Source organism: Dactylosporangium sp. NPDC048998 (genome assembly GCF_043197855.1).
In the GTDB taxonomy this organism is placed as follows: Bacteria; Actinomycetota; Actinomycetes; order Mycobacteriales; family Micromonosporaceae; genus Dactylosporangium.
Window position 1 is genome coordinate 78,677 of record NZ_JBICTV010000004.1, and the last position, 16,248, is coordinate 94,924.

Below are 16,248 nucleotides of genomic sequence, written 5' to 3' on the forward strand. Positions count from 1 at the left end.
GACGCTCAGACCGCCATGAGGTCCACATAGAACTGTGCGATCGGGGCGGCCGCGAAGAGGGCCACCAGGAACCCGGCGATCATGAACGGGCCGAACGGGATGGCTGTCTTGCGGCCGCCCTTGCCGCCGATCATGATGCCGACTCCGACCACGGCGCCCAGCAGGAAGCCGGCGAACGTGCCGATCACCAACGCGGACCAGGACAGATAGCCGAGCACGGCGCCGAGGATTCCGGCCAGCTTGACGTCCCCGAGTCCCATGCCGGCCGGATAAACGAACGCCAGCGTGAAGAAGAAGGCGAGCAGCGCCGCCGCACCGATCGCGGAGCGCGCCAATGCCCACCAGTCTTGCTCCCAGGCCGCCGAAAGCGTCAGCAGGATCGCCAATATCGGGTATGACGGCAGGACGATCACGTTCGGCAGCCGGCGCGAATCAAGGTCGATCACGGCCAGCGCTATGCCCGCCGCGGCGACGTAGAGGTACGCGGGCAATGCGCTGAGCAGGTGCAGTTGGTGCATGCGCAGCGCGACCGCGACGAAGAGTACGGCCGTTGTCAGTTCGACAAGCGGGTACCGCACGCCTATCCGCACGCCACAGTCGGCGCACCGGCCACGAAGGACGAGCCACCCGAGCACCGGGATGTTGTGCCGATGCCGGATGCCGTTGCCACAAGTGGGGCAGCGCGACGGGGGTGTCACCAGCGACTCGCCCCGGGGCACGCGGTGAATCACGACGTTGAGGAACGAACCCACCACCAAGCCCAGCAACAGCGTCACCGGAAGCAGAACAGCGAGCTGGGTAAGAGGCACGCCCTATCATGAACGGCCGGCTGCGACGGAGAAGCACAGGCCCTCGGGCGTCAGCCGCGGCGATACCGGCCGCGCTCGTGGATCAGCGGCGCGGCGTGGGCAGCGGCAAGTTCGACCCGCTCGATGACCGCCTCAACCAGCAGCGACCAGCCCTTCTCGGTAGCGCCCACCAGGCGGCAGCCGGCCCAGCTGCGCCCGCGCGGCACCGGGCCCCACTCGGTGCGCTCCCACTCGCCCGTGGCGAACGGCCCGCCGGGCGCCGGCATCAGCCCGGCGAACTTGTCCGCGAGTTGGCGGTCCTCCTCCTCGAGCAGGCTGACCGCGAACCGGCCGGCCGACTCGACGGCCTCCCACAGGTCGCTCTCCTCGTCGACCAGGCCGAGCACGCGGCCCGGATCGCCGTCGACGACCAGCATGGACGAGACGGTCAGGCCCTTGTCGCCCTGTCGTTCGCCCGCGGCGGTCCACAGTGTGACGGCGGCCGGCAGCCGCCCGCGCAGCCGCCGGACCGGCGACTTCAGCTCGTCCGGAGTGGCGAACGGATCGGAGGCGTGGATGCTCACGCCCCCCATTCTGGGGCCGGACCCCGGCCGCCCGTCAGGCGCGCTTGGGGGTGACGGCGGCCAGGACCTCCGGCGCGCGGCGCTGTAGCAGGTTGCCGGCCAGCCGGGTGCCCAGCCAGGCGAGGGCGAAGCCCCACGCCAGGCCGACCGGCAGCAACACCCACGACACGGCGCCCGGCAGGAGCAGGAACGCGATCGTCAGCGGCGCGGTCAGCGCCCAGGTCGCGAACATGCTCACAAACGACAGCAAGCCCTTCGCGCCGCCGCGACCGGTGTTCATGGCGAACGGGTTGTTGGTGTCGGGCATCGGGTAGGGGGCGAGGACCGAGGTGATGCCGGCCGCGCCGACCGAGATGCCGAAGGCGCACAGCCCCACCCCGAGGGCGGCTGGCAGCTGGGCGGTGTGCCCGCCGACGATCGCCACCACGACCGTGACGGCGCTGAGCAGCGGGAACGTCAGGATGCCGACCGCCAGCGCGCGGGCGGCGAGCTCCACCTGGCCGGGGACGCCAGCGAGGATGTGCAGCGCGTAGGCCGTGCCGTCGTTGCCGAACTGGTTGACCAGCGCCAGGCCGACGAACGCGCCCGCGACCATCAGGGAGAACACGATGGCGCCGTGGCCGGCCGGTCTGTGCTGGCCGGGGTTTGCGAGCCCGAGCGTGAACGCGAACGGGATCACCACGGAGGTGGCCAGCAGGGAGACGAGGCTGGCCCGCCGGCGTGGGTCGCGCAGCCAGTACCGCATCTCCCGGGCGATGAGGCCCGAGAAGCGGGTCTGCGGCATGAAGCGCAGGGCGCGCGGGATGAGGGCGCGCACCGGACTCTCGGCGGCGACGGACCGTCGGGCACCGGGGCCGGCCACGCTGCCGACCATCGCCGACTCGATCGTCTGCAGCCACCACCACAGCAGCAGCGCGACGCCGGCCACGCCGATGAGCAGACGGGCGGCGACGAACGCCCAGCGGCCGTCGATGGCGTCGACGTAGGCGACGTACGGCGCGGCGAGCGGCGTCCAGGACAGCACCCGGGCGATCGCGGTGGCCTGCGGCGACTCGCCCCGGCCGACGAGCGCGAAGATGAGCTGGAAGACGGGGTTGCACGAGATGCCCATGAGCGCGAGCAGCAGCGCGGCGAGGTCGCGGACCCGGCGCGAGCGCAGCATCCGGGCGAACGCGCTGGTCACCGCGCGGCTCACGGCGACGCAGACGCAGAGCCCGACGAGCGCGCCGAGCACCGCGACGATCGCCGGGGCCGGACCTTTGTCCACGGCGCCGACGACCGAGCCGAGCGTGGCGAGCAGCGTGACGATCGGCGGCACGCCGATGAACGCGGCGGCGAGCATGCCCAGCACCAGCGTGCGGCGCGGCACGGGCAACAACGCGAAGCGGGCCGGGTCCAGGGTTTCGTCGATGCCGAACAGCAGGGAGATGAAGATCCAGGCGAGCACCACGGCGGCGCCGGCGAACGCGGCGACCGTCGGACGCAGGTGGGGGTCAGCCACGCTGCTGCCGGCGAAGGCGGCGAAGCCCAGGAACGCCGCCCACAGCCCGAACAGCGCGCCGAGGAGCAAGACGATGAGCCGCGAGTGCCGGCCGAACCAGCGCGACCGGCCGCCGAGCTGCCGCCGGCCCGGCCGCAGCGTGTTGCGCAGGATGCGCAGCTTGAGCCGCACGAAGTAGGCGACCCGCGGCCGTCCGCGATCGCCCACGGCCGGCGGCGCCTGCAGCTCGGGCCGCGTCGCCTCCGCGGGCGCCGGCCGCTGCTGCGGGAGCTGCGTCTCCGGGCCCGACGCCCCCGGGCCCTGCGCCTCCGGGCCCGGCGCTGGCGTCACAGCCACGACAGCTCCGCGCCCGTGGCCACGCGGCCACCGACGACGTCGACGAAGACGTCCTCGAGCTCGCGGCCCCCGCGCACCTCCTCCGTGGTACCGACGATCTTGATCTGCCCGTCGGCCAGGATCGCGATGTGCGTGCACAGCCGCTCGACGACCGCCATGACGTGGCTGGAGAAGATCACCGTGCCGCCGTTGCGCACGTATCGGACCAGGATGTCCCGGATCAGCGCGCCGGAAACGGGGTCGACCGCCTCGAACGGCTCGTCGAGGACCAGCAGCCGGGGCGCGTGCAGCATCGCGCACGCCAGGCCGATCTTCTTCTTCATCCCGGCGGAGTAGTCGACGACCAGGGTGCGCCCGGCGTCGGCGAGGCCGAGCACGTCGAGCAGCTCGGCGGCGCGCGCGTCGATCACGTCCGCCGGCAGCCCCCGCAGCAGGCCCGTGTACGCCAGCAGCTCGGCACCGGTGAGCCGGTCGAACATCCGGGCGGAGTCGGGCAGTGCGCCGAGGCGCCGCTTGGCCTCGACCGGGTCGGACCACACGTCGTGGCCGAGCACGTAGGCGTGGCCGGCGTCGGGGCGAAGCAGCCCGACCGCCATCGACAGCGAGGTGGTCTTGCCGGCCCCGTTCGGCCCGAGCAGGCCGAAGAAGGACCCGGTCGGCACGTCGAGGTCGACGCCGGCGACCGCGACCTTGTCCTCGAAACGCTTGGTGAGCCCCCGCAGCGCGAGGGCCGAACTCGGCTCGGGATCTGTCACATTTCGAACGTAGGCCACTCTGTCCACCGCTGTCACTCGCTCCGCTACATGCGCAGCGCGTCGGGCGCGTGCAGCCGAAGCATGATCGCTCCGACGTCCGCGGGCAGACGGTGCCTTGTCAGCAGTGAGACCAGGATCATCACCAGGAAGGCCAAAGGTACGGACCATGCGGCCGGCTGGGTCGTGAGCACGCCGGCCCAGCCGTCGAGCGGGCCGCCGAGAACCGTCAGCAGTACCGCGAAGGCCGCCGCCCCGCCCCCGGCGACGATCCCGGCGGCGGCGCCGAGCGCGGTGAGCCCGCGCCACCAGATGCCGAGCACGAGCAGCGGGCAGAAGCTCGACGCCGCGACGGCGAAGGCCAGCCCGACCACCTGGGAGACGTCCAGGCTCGACACGAACAGCGCGAGCACCAGCGGTACCACCCCGGCGACCAGCGCCGAGCGGCGGAAGTCGCGGACCGAGCCGTGGCCGAGCACATCGGTGGACAGCACGCCGGCGACGCTGGTGAGCAGGCCGGACGAGGCCGACAGGAAGGCGGCGAACGCGCCGGCGGCGACCAGCGCACTGAGTAGCCGGCCGGTCACGCTCCCGCCGAGAGCCGCGTGCGGCAGCAGCAGTACGACGGCGTCGGTGTTGCCGGTCATGAGCAGTTGCGGGGTGTAGATGCGGCCGAGCACGCCGTAGAGGGTCGGGGTCAGGTAGAACACGCCGACCAGGCCGAGCACGACGAGGGTGGTACGCCGCGCGGCCGCCCCGTCGGGGTTGGTGTAGAAGCGCACGAGCACGTGCGGCAGGCCCATGGTGCCCAGGAACGTGGCCAGGATCAGCGAGTACGTGGCGAACAGGTCCTGGGAATGCTGGCCGGGAAGCAGCCAGTCGGCGGGGGAGTCGTCGGACACCGCCGACACCCGGGGTACAGCCGCGGCTTGTGAAAAGATCAGGACCGTGCCCTTCGTGGCGGTGTGCTCGCCGGGTGTGAGCACAATCGGACCGGCCAGCGGGGCGTCGTCGAGGACGCCCCGCACGGTGACCTCGGTCGGCTCGGCCACGGTCAGCCGGGTCGGGTGGTCGATCGCGACGGTGGTCGCGGCGGCGAAGCGCGGCCCGTCGGGGGCGGTGAGGGCCGGCCGGCCGTCGTGCTGCCACTGCATGAGCAGGAACACGAACGGTATGGCGAGGGCGGTGAGCTTCAGCCAGTACTGGAACGCCTGCACGAACGTGATCGAGCGCATCCCGCCGAGCGCCACGTTGAGCGTCACGACGACGCCGACGAGCAGTGCGCCGAGGGCGTACGGCGCGCCCGTCACCGTCCGCAGCGTGAGCCCAGCGCCCTGTAACTGCGGGACCAGGTAGAGCCAGCCGATGAACATCACGAACGCGGTGGCGAGCTTGCGCAGCCGCTTGGAGCGCAGCCGGACCTCGCAGAAGTCCGGCAGGGTGAAGGCGCCCGAGCGGCGTAACGGCGCGGCCACGAAGAGCAGCAGCGCCAGGTAGCCGGCGGCGAACCCGACCGGGTACCACAGCACGTCGACGCCGTGCTTGAGCACCAGGCCGGCGACGCCGAGGAAGCTCGCCGCGGACAGGTACTCGCCGCCGATCGCCGCCGCGTTCCAGGTCGGGCTGACCATCCGCGAGGCGACCAGGAAGTCCGAGGTGGTGCGGGCGAAGCGCAGCCCGTAGATGCCGATGGCGACCGTGACCAGCGTGACCAGCACGACGGCCGTCACGGAGTAGGAGCTCATGCGGGCGGCTGCTGGCCGCGGTCCTCGACCAATGCCAGGAACTCCTGCTCGTTGCGCTCGGCCAGGTGCACGTAGACGACGCCGATCACGTAGAGAAAGGGGTACGCGACCGCGCCGAGCAGCAGCCAGGGCAGCGAGACGCCGAAGAGCCGGGCGTGCGCCACGGCCGGTGCGGCCGCGAACAGCAGCGGCAGGCCGCCGAGCCCGACGGCGACCACGGCGGCGAGCCGGACGGCCACGGACAGTTGCGCCCGCACCAGGCCGCGGGCCAGCGCCGCGCCGACCGGGCTCTGCTCCTCCAGCTCCGCGCGGGCTCGCGCGGGCCGGATCCGGGCGCGGGAGACGTCACCGAGCACCACGCGTACGCGCGGAGTTGGCGGCTCCATGGACGGCAGTCTTGCAACGTCCGCGAAACAAAAGCAAGGGGCCGACGTCCCCCGTCCGAACGTCGGCCCCGCTCTTTTCCTCAGTACCGCCGGTAGCAGGGGTAGTCCTGCACGATTACCGGCTGTGGAACGATCTGACGCGCGGCGGCCCGGCCGAGGTTCCATCCACGCCAGTCGTCCTCGTCGCGGGCGAGGTCGTCGGCGATGTCGGAGAGTGCGCACTCCCGCGCGCCGGCCGGCAGCCGGTCGAGCTCCGGGGCCGCGTCGGCGGAGAGCGTGCGCAGGTACCAGATGTCGGAGTTGCTCGCGTGTTGGGCGGCGCTCGCCCGGTCCACGTTGTGCGCGGCGATGAGCCGGTCGGGGTTGAGCGCGGCCAGGCCGAGCAGCGTGACCACCCACAGGCCGACGGCCGCGCGGGCCAGCCACGTCGCCGGGCGCCGGAGCCCGGTCGCGCCGGCCAGCATGACCAGGACGAACAGGCCGCCGAGCCAGAGCTCCACCGCGCTGACGAAGACGCGCAGGCGGGTGAAGCCGTACGCCTGCTCGTACACGTTCATCCGCCACAGCGCCGAGCCGACGACCACGAGCGAGCAGGCGGCGAGCGGGCCGAGGACCAGCCGCAGCAGCGCCCGGTCGGCGGCCGTGTCGCGCGGCGCCTTGCGCGCGGTCACGCTCATGACGCACAGGGTGAGCAGGGTGATCACGAGCAGCTGCCAGAAGCCCTTGCGGGCGTACTCTGCGAAGGTCAGCCCGACGGTGCGCATGACGTAGTCGCGATCGCCGAACAGCACCGCGAGCTGCACGGCCACGAAGAGCGCGAACAGCACCAGCAGCGCGCCGACCGGAACCAGCCACTCGATGCGCCGCACCGGCCGGCCCAAACGCGGCGCCCCGTCGCCGATCGACGACGGATTGGCCACCAGAAACGCCGCGCCCAGCGCCAGCGCGCCGCCGACGACGCCGACGAACAGCCAGCGGAACACCGCGTCCGCGTCGAGGTCGGGCACGATCTCGGACACGACCCGGCCGAAGGCCGCGTCGGCGCTGGCGAACAGCGCGCCGAAGACGAGGAGCAGCGCCATGCCGATGCCGATCGAGGCGAGCAGTCGCAGCGCGTTGCTCGGCCCTTCCGCCCCCGCACCGGCACCGCTCCCGGTCCCGGTCCCGGAGCCGCGAGTGGTACCGGCGCCCGGAGCGGCGCCGGGGTTGGGGCCGGTCGCGCCGTCCGGGGCCGCCCCGCCCTCGGACCCGGCGGCGCGGCCGGCCCTTCCCAGGCCGTGGCGCGCCCACGGCATCGCCCGAAACGCGGCGAAGACGAGGGTGAACGGCGCCACGAGCACGGCCGGCACCCGCCGGTGCAGCCCGACGGCCAGGGCGACGCAGCCGAACGCCGACAGCAGGCTGAGCGCGAACAGCCAGCCCGCGGCGCGGAAGAAGCCCACCGACAGCAGGGCGAGCGCCGCGACGCACCAGAGCAGCGACTCCGCTCGTGCCCCAAGCGTCCGCCGCCCGTCCCGCGCCGCGTCCGGTACCGGTCCCGCGGGCCCCGGCCGGCTCAGCAACAGGGCGAGGGGCACGAGCAGGCCGAGGCCCGCGATCGGCCAGCCCAGGCCGGGGCGGTCGAGCGGGATGCTGACGGCGGCGATCAGGGCGGTGGCCAGGGAGCCGTACAGGGCGCCGCGACCGGCCGCCGGGTCGCGCCGGGGCCAGGCCCGCTCCCACAGCGTCGGGGCGGGCGGGCCCAGCCGGATCGGGCTCATCACCGCAGGATTGGGCACGCCGGGGAACGGCGAGGCCGGAAGCATGGCCGCCCGCGAAGGCCCAGGCGGCACATGCGGCGGCCTGAGCGGCGCCGGCGGCCCGGACGGTGCCGGCGGCGCCGACGGGCCGGGGGTGGCCGGGTGGACGTCAGCGCCCGCCATCGCGGGCACGCGGGGCGCTGACGGTGGGCCGGTCGGCTCGGGCTTGGACTCTTCGGTGCTCGGCCGGTCGCTGCCGGAGTTGCCGGGGGTTTCGGACATGGTGCGGCTCCTGAACGAGGGCGTGCGGATCCGCGCGGCCGGGGGCGCCCCGGGTCGCGGAAGGGGGAGGTACTGCGTCAGGCCGGCAGCGTCACGCGAATCCGGCAGCCGGGCAGGTTGTCGGGCTGCTCGACGACGGCGATCGTGCCGTCGTGCAACTGCGTGAGCCACTGGGCGATGGCCAGGCCGAGGCCGGTGCCGCCGCCGGAGGCGCGGGCGCCGCGGGTGAAGCGCTCGAAGACGCGCTCGCGCTCGGCGTGCGGAATGCCGGGGCCCTCATCGGCGACCTCGATCATGACGCGGCCGGCATCGCGGCGGCCGAGGATCGTCACCGTGCCGCCGTCGGGGCTGTGCCGGGTGGCGTTGTCGACGAGGTTGGTCAGGACGTGGTGCAGGCGCGCCCGGTCGGCTTTGACCAGCGCGTTCTCCGGGAAGGAGCAGGAGAGGTACTCGACCTTGTGGCCGGCCGCCACCGCCTTGACCTCGGCCTCGGCGACGACCTCGTGGAGGAGGTCCTCGACGTGGAAGAGCTCGCGGTCCAGGGGTACGACTCCGGCATCCAACCGAGAGATGTCGAGCAGCTCCGTCACCAGCCGGCCCAGCCGCTCGGTCTGCGCCAGCGCGGTGCGCAGCGTGGCCGGGTCGGGGTCCGCGACGCCGTCGACGATGTTCTCGAGCACCGCCTGCAGTGCGGAGATCGGGGTGCGCAGCTCGTGGGAGACGTTGGCGATGAGCTCTCGGCGCTGCTGGTCGGCGCTGGCGAGCTCGCTGACCATCTGGTTGAACGCGACGGCCAGCTGGCCGACCTCGTCCTTCGAGGTGGCGCGGACCCGGGTGGAGTAGTCGCCGCGGGCCATCGCCCGGGCGGCGGCGGTCATCTCCCGCAGCGGGCGGGTCACCCCGTGCGCCAGCACCTGCGAGGTGACCAGGCCGGCGGTGAGCGCGATGTACGTCGTGTTGGGCGGGATCCAGCCGATGCCGATCCAGAACACGCCGAGGCCGGCGCTGGCCGAGGCGAGCAGCAGGACGGCCAGCTTGAGCTTGATCGACCGCAGCGGGTCGAGCGGGCGCGGCAGCAGATCGATAATTTTCTTCATGCCGCGGTTCATGCCGTTACCTCCGCTTCGCTCCGTACCGCTCATATGGACTCCAGCGCGTAGCCGACGCCGTGGACCGTGCGGATGAGGTCGGCACCCAGCTTGCGGCGCAGCGCCTTGATGTGGCTGTCGACCGTGCGGGTGCCGGACGCGTCCGCCCAGCCCCACACCTCGGCGAGCAGTCGCTCGCGGGGCAGGACCGTGCGCGGGCGGGTGGCCAGGTTGACGAGCAGATCGAACTCGGTCGGCGTCAGGTGCGCCTCGATGCCGGCGCGGGTGACCCGCCGCTGCGCCCGGTTGATCTCAAGGTCGCCGAGGACGATCGGGGTCTGGTTGGGATCCGGCTGTACCTGGGCGAGGCGCTCGAGCCGCCGCAGCAGGACGTGCACGCGGGCGGCGAGCTCGCGCATCGAGAACGGTTTGGTCAGGTAGTCGTCGGCTCCGACGGCGAGCCCGACGAGCATGTCGGTCTCGTCGTCGCGCGCGGTCAGCATCAGTACCGCGACGGGGCGCTCGGCCTGGATGCGCCGGCACACCTCGAGGCCGTCGAAGCCGGGCAGCATCACGTCGAGCACGACGAGGTCGGGCCGCATCAGCTTGGCCGCCGCGACCGCGGACGGCCCGTCGTGGGCAGTGTCCACGGAGAAGCCCTCGGCGCGAAGCCGTACCGCGATCGACTCCGCGATCATGCGCTCGTCGTCCACGACGAGCACGCGGCGGCGCTCCCCTCCTGCGTTCATGCAATGCAGCGTATTCGCACGTCGTGCAGGCACTCGGTCGGCGATGTGGAGGGATTGTGGAGACCTCGGCCGCCGTTGTGCGTGCCGGGCCGGGCACGATCCGGATATGTCACGACAAGCCGGGCCGTCGGAGCCCGCGACTCGGCGGCGCGGGTGTCAGGTCCAGGACTTGGCCGCGCGTACCAGGCGATCCTTGAGCTCGCGCGTGTGCCGGCGCGACACGGGCAGTTCGTGATCGCCGATCAACACGACGTGACCGGTGTTCGTCATGCGCAGCTCGGTGATGAGCTTGAGCTGCACGAGGTACGACCGGTGGATCCGGACGAACCCGGCATCGGCCCAGCGCTCGGCGAGCGTGGCCAGCGAGACCCGGACGAGGTGCGAGGCGTCCGCGGTGTGCAGGCGGGCGTAGTCGCCCTGCGCCTCGACCCAGCGCACCGACGAGCGGGGCAGCATCCGGGTCGTGCCGGCGAGCTCCACCGGGATCGTCGGGTCGTCCTGGCGGTCGCGGCGCGCAGCGACGGCCGGGTGCGTGGGCACCAGGCGGGCGGCCAGCACCCGGCGCAGCGACTCGGCGATACGGTCGCGGCGGACGGGTTTGCGCACGTAGTCGGCAACGCCGAGGTCGAACGCCTCGGCGGCGCGGTCGTCGTACGCGGTCACGAAGACCACCGCCGGCGGCTTGGCGAACCGGCCGAGCACGCGGGCCAGCTCCATGCCGTCCAGCCCCGGCATGCGGATGTCGAGAAAGACGGCATCCACGTCGGCGTCGCGTAGTACACGCAGCGCCTCGGTGGCGTCACCGGCGGTGTGCAGGCGCCCGACCCGCGGGTCGGCGCGCAGCAGGTACGCCAGCTCGTCGAGGGCCGGCACCTCGTCGTCGACGGCAAGCACGCGCAGATATCCCTGGTGCTCGCTCACGGGCCGCTCCTCACTCCCGGATGGAACTTCGGTACGCGCATGCTCACCTTGGTGCCGGCGTCGGGCGCGGTCTCGACCACCACTCCGAAGCCGTCACCGAAGACCGAACGTAGCCGATCGTCGACGTTGCGCAAGCCCACGTGCTGTCCGGCGTCGACCGCGTCGTCGGAGTCGAGCAGCGCGGCCGGGTCCATGCCGACGCCGTCGTCCTCGACGGTGATGTGACACTCGGCCCCCGCGTCCCGCGCCACGATGCTGACCGTTCCCATGCCCGGCTTGCGCGACAACCCGTGCCGCACGGCATTCTCGACCAGCGGCTGCAGGCACAGGAAGGGCAGGGTCACCGGCAGTACCTCGGGGGCGATCTGCAGCCGGACCTGCAGCCGTTCGCCGAAGCGGGCCCGCTCGATGGTGAGGTACCGGTCGATGGAACGCAGCTCCTCGGCGAGGGTGGTGAACTCGCCGTGCGCTCGGAAGGAGTATCGCGTGAACTCGGCGAACTCCAGGATCAGCTCCCGTGCCAGCTCGGGGTCGGTGCGCACGAAGCTGGCGATCGCGGTCAGGGCGTTGTAGATGAAGTGGGGGCTGATCTGCGCGCGGAGGGCGCGCACCTCGGCGCGGGCCAGGCGGGCCCGCGACGTGTCGAGTTCGGCCAGCGCGAGCTGGGTGCCGACCCAGCGGGCGGTCTCGGCCGTGGCCTGGACCAGGCCGGGGGCGGGCGGCCCGTCGGACAGCGCGACCAGCGCCCCCTCCCGCTGGGCGAGCGGGACGACCACGGCGCCGCGGATCGGGCAGTCGACCACGTCGCACGGCAGCTCGCGGCTGCCCAGGACGGTCGGCCGCCCGGCCGTCACGGCCTTGGCGGCGGCTGCGGCGGCCTGCTCGCGGTGGTGTTCGCCGGCCCCGTCGAACGCCAGCACCCGCCTCGCGTCGGTCACCGCGATCCCCGCCGCCCCGGTGAGCGTGCGCAGATGCCGGATCGCCTTGCCGGCCGCCGCCTCGGTGAGTCCGTTGCGCAACGGCTCGGCGGCGAGCTCGGCTATGTGCAGCACGTCGTACGTCGCCCGCTGCGCCGCGGTCGCGATGGCGCGCCGGCCGCGCAGCCGGATGACCGCGTACACCGCCCCGCCGAGCGCGGCGGCAAGCACGACGACGACCAGCCCGGCCGCGAGATTCCCTCCCACGCCGCCATGGTGACCCCGCACCCGCGCGTTTGGATAGATCGACCGGTCCGAACCTTCAATCGGCCGCCCGCCACCGCGCGGCCGCTCCTAGTAGGCGCCCTTGCGGAAGACGACCACGCCGACCGTGCGCCACAGGGTGTGCAGGTCCAGGACCAGGGACCAGTTGTCCACGTAGTACAGGTCCAGGCGCACCGCGTCGTCCCAGCTCAGGTCGCTTCGGCCGGAGACCTGCCACAGGCCCGTGATGCCGGGGCGGACCAGCAGGCGGCGGCGGACGTCGCCCAGGAAGTCGCCGTCCTCGGCGGGGAGGGGGCGGGGGCCGACCAGGGACATCTCGCCCATGAGGACGTTGATCAGCTGCGGCAGCTCGTCGATCGACGTCGCGCGCAGCCACTTGCCGACCCTGAAGATGCGCGGGTCGTTCTTCATCTTGAAGAGGAGGCCGTCGCTCTCGTTCTGGTCGTGCAGCGTGGCCAGCCGCTCCTCCGCATCAACGTACATCGTCCGCAGCTTCCACACGCGGAACGTCTTGCCCTCGCGGCCGATGCGGGGCTGGCGGAAGAAGATGGGGCCCGGGTCGGAAAGTTTGATTGCCAGCGCCACGAGTGGGAAGAAGGGCAGCACGAGGAGTAGGCCCAGCAGGGCTAGCACCCGGTCGATCACGTTCTTGAACAGCCAGCCGAGGCCGGAGAGCTTCGGCTCCTCGACGTACAGCAGCGGGATGCCCTCGATCGGGCGGATGTGCACGCGCGGGCCGGCGATGTCGGTCAGCTGGGGCGCCACGGCCAGGTCGATGCCGGTGCCCTCGAGCTGCCAGGCGAGCCGGCGCAGCTCGACCGGCTCGGCGCTGGCCGAGCCGCAGACGGCGATCGTGTCGGCGTTGAGCTCGCGCACGAGCGAGAGGATGTCGCGGCCGGCGTGCACGGGCACCGGCGTGACGGTGCTCGCCCGCGGGGCGTAGCCCTCGGTGAGGTGGATGCCGACCGGCACGAGGCCCGAGGCGGGGTCGCGGGCGATCGCCGCGTGGACCTCGAGGGCCTCCTGCAGGGTGCCGATGAGCAGCATCCGGTGGGTAGCCAGGTGGAACTTCGTGCGCGCGAACGCGAGGGCGCGCCTGGCGACGTACCGCAGGATCAGCACGAAGACGAGCCCGCCGACGAGCGCGGCGCCGACCGAGAACCGCGACACGTCGACCTTGAAGGCGAACGCGGCGAACGCGACGATGGCCACGACCGTCCAGGAGGCGCGGACCACGCGCTTGAACTCGTCGGTGCCGGCGCCGAGGTAGCGGCGGTCGTAGGCGCCGTGACCCCACAGCACGAGCAGCCACACCGCGGGCAGCCCCACGAAGGCGATGAGGTCGAACAGCTGCGGGCTGTTCTGGAAGCCGGAGTCGGCCTTCGGGAGGTTGGCGGCGGCGGTCAGCGACGCCAGCGCCGCCGCGGTCGCGTCGAGCAGGACCAGGATCGCCGCATACGGACGGTGCCAGCGCGCGGCGCGCTTGGTGCGCTGCCAGGCCGAGCGCGGCACTCCGTTGGCGCCCAGGGGAGTCATCGCGTGGTCGGGAAGAATCTCGAAGCTGTCGAGTTCACCCAAGGTCGATCTCCGGCTCGGCGAAGTGGCCGGACGTTGGAGACTAGCAGTCACCTCAGTGCGTCCTCTCGCACCGCGATGCGAACATCGCGGCGCTTTCTCGCACCGCGATGCGCGGATCGCGGCACTGCTCTGCTCGGCCGGTTGCGTTTCAAGTCCGTGCGGTCTGCTGGTTCACGGACACCGGAAAGCCTGTGCAAAGTGTCCCACGGCGGCCGGAGCTACCAATGATGACCGGCCGACACTAGTTGCTCAACGTATTCGCTGTCGAGTGCACTGGCGTAGGGCGGACAGAACTGCGTGTGACAATCACCCCGAGTAGCACAGCGCCCACCAAAGCACACAGAAGCGGCGCCACGTTGCCAACCGGGGGCGTCCAGCTGCCGCCGAAGGGGTTGAGGCCCGCGGCGATGCCCCGCTCGAACCGGGTCATGACCCTGGCCAGGGCATAGAGCTGCATCGGTACCGCGAGCGCGGCACACACCAGCACCAGTCGATCCAGCCACCCGCGATCCGACAACCACCGTGCGTAACGGTCCGCCGACGGCGCGAGGAGCACCACACCCACGCCGAGGGGCATGACGTACCGGCCGTGCGCGAAGTGCGTCCCGAGTTTCGGCGCGAAGTACAGCTCCAGGGCCACCAGCAACGCCGCGCTGCCGGCGAACGCGGTCGCGATGCCGAGCCGTAGCCGCCGGTCGCCGAGCCACACGGCGGGCACCACGAGGGCGGCGACGAGGAGGTACCACAGCCCGATCACGGCGATCGAGATCGTCGTCTCGCCGTAGTTGAACTGGCCGATGATCTGGCGGGCCCAGAACTCGGCGCGGTTGTGCACGATGTCGCTCAGGATCGCCCCGGAGGTCGTCGGCGGCACCGGGCGGCCCTGGTCCAGGTCGCTGCCGCGGGACGCGACGGCGGCCCAGAACACGGCGAACGCGGCGCCGAGCGCGGCCGGGACCAGGAACGCGCGGCGCAGCAGCTCGCGCGGGTGCGTCCGGGTCACGAAGAGCGACAGCGCGAGCACCGCGAGCACGAAGAACGGGCCGAGATCGCGAACGGTGAACAGCAGCACCGAGGCCAACCCGGCCGCGGCCCAGTGCCGGCGCAGCAGCGCGACGAACAGCAGCGCGGCCGCGCTGATCTCCAGCCCGTTGGGGTTGATCGACCCGGCCAGGTCGGCCAGCATCGGCGTCGTGACGAGCAGCACGGCCAGCGCGAGCAGCCGGTTCCCGCCCGTGAGGGCAAGCACCACGGCCCACGCGAGCAGCAGCGCGGACAGCGCGGCCGACAGCAGCCGGGCCCAGATCAGGCCGGTGCCGTCGGGGCTGATCCGCAGCGGCAGCCCGACCAGCGCGTAGTAGACGGGGCTGTACCGCGCCGCAGCGCTGGGTACCAGCGTATGGGCCCGATCGCCGTTGGTGACCAGGCAGGACGCCGGGTGGTACGCCGGCTTGTCGATCCAGGTGCAGTCCGCGTTGTCGGGCAGCAGGCTGCGCGGGCCGACGAACGCGTTCGTCTCGATCCCGCTCGCGTCCGGGACGCGCTCGTGGGGCAGCCACTGGCCGGTCCAGACGGCGTAGGCGCGGACGAGGTGCTGCTTCTCGTCGTATGTCCCGTTTACGGGCAGGGCGAGGGCCCACGCGGTACCAAGGAGAAAAAATGCGGCAAAAGCCACGACGAACGCACGGCGCACGCGGCTCAGCGTACGAGCTTCGAGAGCCGGCGGTCCGCCAAGGGCTTGCCGTTGGTCTGGCACGTGGGGCAATACTGCAGCGACGTGTCCGCGAACGACACCTCGCGCACCGTATCGCCGCAGACCGGGCAGGGCAGGCCGGTGCGCGCGTGCACGGCGAGCCCGGAGCGCTTCTCGGACTTCAGCGTGGCGGCCTTCTGCCCGACGGAGCGCGCCACCGCGTCGGTCAGCACGGTGCGCATGGCCGCATGCAGTCCTGCCATCGCCTCGTCGGTGATCTTGTTGGTCAGCGCGAAGGGCGACATCTTGGCCGCGTGGAGGATCTCGTCGGAGTACGCGTTGCCGACCCCGGCGAGGATGGTCTGATCGGTGAGGACGCCCTTGATCTGGCCGCGGCGTGAGCGCATGGCCGCGGCGAAGTCCTCGGCGCTCACCGACAGCGCGTCCGGCCCGAGCCGGGACACGCCCGGGACCAGGCGCGGGTCGGTCACGAAGTACGCCGCCAGGCTCTTCTTCGTGCCCGCCTCGGTCAGGTCGAAGCCGGACTCGTCGTCGAGGCGCACGCGCAGCGCGATCGGGCCGGAGCCGGGCTTGAGCGGTGTCTTGGCGTTGAAGGAGTCGCGGTAGTGCAGCCAGCCGGCGCGGGCCAGGTGGACGACCAGGTGAAGATCGGAGCCGATATGCACGTCGAGGAACTTGCCGTGCCGGGAGGCGCCGGTGATCGGGCGGCCCGCCGCGGCGGTGATCGGGGGGTCGAAGGTCTTCAGCGCGCTGATCGCGGAGACCTCGATGCGGTCGACGGTGTGGCCGGCGGCGCGCTCCCGCAGAAACGCGGCGAGCGCCTCGACCTCGGGAAGCTCGGGCACCCGTACAGTCTGCCGCAAGACACGGTCCGTAGGCTTCT

General features: G+C 72.4%; 14 protein-coding genes. All 14 read right to left on the reverse strand.

From position 1 onward, the window contains the following. Nucleotides 1-5: 5 nt before the first annotated feature. Nucleotides 6-776 (reverse strand): prepilin peptidase, encoded by a 771-nt coding sequence (locus ACGFI8_RS11155; RefSeq protein ID WP_392803126.1) that lies wholly within the window; start codon nt 774-776, stop codon nt 6-8. 83 nt (nt 777-859) lie between these two features. Next, a complete protein-coding gene (locus ACGFI8_RS11160) occupies nt 860-1,381 on the reverse strand; it encodes a flavin reductase family protein (RefSeq protein WP_392803127.1) in 522 nt (173 codons plus the stop codon). A gap of 25 nt (nt 1,382-1,406) precedes the next feature. Next, nucleotides 1,407-3,209 (reverse strand): ABC transporter permease, encoded by a 1,803-nt coding sequence (locus tag ACGFI8_RS11165; RefSeq protein WP_392803129.1) that lies wholly within the window; start codon nt 3,207-3,209, stop codon nt 1,407-1,409. Further along, on the reverse strand, nt 3,200-3,964 hold the full coding sequence (locus ACGFI8_RS11170; protein WP_392803132.1) for an ABC transporter ATP-binding protein: 765 nt from the start codon (nt 3,962-3,964) through the stop codon (nt 3,200-3,202). Before ACGFI8_RS11170 ends, ACGFI8_RS11165 begins: the two co-directional genes overlap by 10 nt. Nucleotides 3,965-4,008: 44 nt before the next feature. Continuing rightward, entirely contained in the window at nt 4,009-5,706 is a 1,698-nt protein-coding gene (locus tag ACGFI8_RS11175) for a cation acetate symporter (RefSeq protein ID WP_392803134.1), read from the reverse strand. After that, nucleotides 5,703-6,092, reverse strand: a complete 390-nt coding sequence (locus ACGFI8_RS11180; protein WP_392803137.1) for a hypothetical protein — start codon at nt 6,090-6,092, stop codon at nt 5,703-5,705. The genes ACGFI8_RS11175 and ACGFI8_RS11180 overlap by 4 nt, the downstream gene beginning before the upstream one ends. Nucleotides 6,093-6,172: 80 nt before the next feature. Then, nucleotides 6,173-8,113, reverse strand: a complete 1,941-nt coding sequence (locus ACGFI8_RS11185) for a DUF4153 domain-containing protein (RefSeq protein WP_392803140.1) — start codon at nt 8,111-8,113, stop codon at nt 6,173-6,175. 77 nt (nt 8,114-8,190) lie between these two features. After that, complete coding sequence (locus ACGFI8_RS11190; RefSeq protein WP_392803143.1) at nt 8,191-9,210, reverse strand: ATP-binding protein; 1,020 nt, start codon at nt 9,208-9,210, stop codon at nt 8,191-8,193. A 41-nt stretch (nt 9,211-9,251) separates the two neighbouring features. Then, nucleotides 9,252-9,950, reverse strand: a complete 699-nt coding sequence (locus ACGFI8_RS11195; protein WP_392803146.1) for a response regulator transcription factor — start codon at nt 9,948-9,950, stop codon at nt 9,252-9,254. 156 nt (nt 9,951-10,106) lie between these two features. Next, the gene (locus tag ACGFI8_RS11200; protein WP_392803149.1) at nt 10,107-10,871 is read right to left on the reverse strand and encodes a LytR/AlgR family response regulator transcription factor; all 765 of its coding nucleotides are present in this window, start codon (nt 10,869-10,871) and stop codon (nt 10,107-10,109) included. Continuing rightward, the gene (locus ACGFI8_RS11205) at nt 10,868-12,055 is read right to left on the reverse strand and encodes a sensor histidine kinase (protein WP_392803152.1); all 1,188 of its coding nucleotides are present in this window, start codon (nt 12,053-12,055) and stop codon (nt 10,868-10,870) included. Before ACGFI8_RS11205 ends, ACGFI8_RS11200 begins: the two co-directional genes overlap by 4 nt. Nucleotides 12,056-12,142: 87 nt before the next feature. Next, on the reverse strand, nt 12,143-13,651 hold the full coding sequence (locus tag ACGFI8_RS11210) for a sugar transferase (RefSeq protein WP_392803155.1): 1,509 nt from the start codon (nt 13,649-13,651) through the stop codon (nt 12,143-12,145). Between the two features lie 241 nt (nt 13,652-13,892). Continuing rightward, nucleotides 13,893-15,344 (reverse strand): DUF2142 domain-containing protein, encoded by a 1,452-nt coding sequence (locus tag ACGFI8_RS11215; protein WP_392803158.1) that lies wholly within the window; start codon nt 15,342-15,344, stop codon nt 13,893-13,895. 5 nt (nt 15,345-15,349) lie between these two features. Beyond that, on the reverse strand, nt 15,350-16,210 hold the full coding sequence (locus tag ACGFI8_RS11220) for an Fpg/Nei family DNA glycosylase (RefSeq protein ID WP_392803161.1): 861 nt from the start codon (nt 16,208-16,210) through the stop codon (nt 15,350-15,352). Nucleotides 16,211-16,248 lie beyond the last annotated feature (38 nt).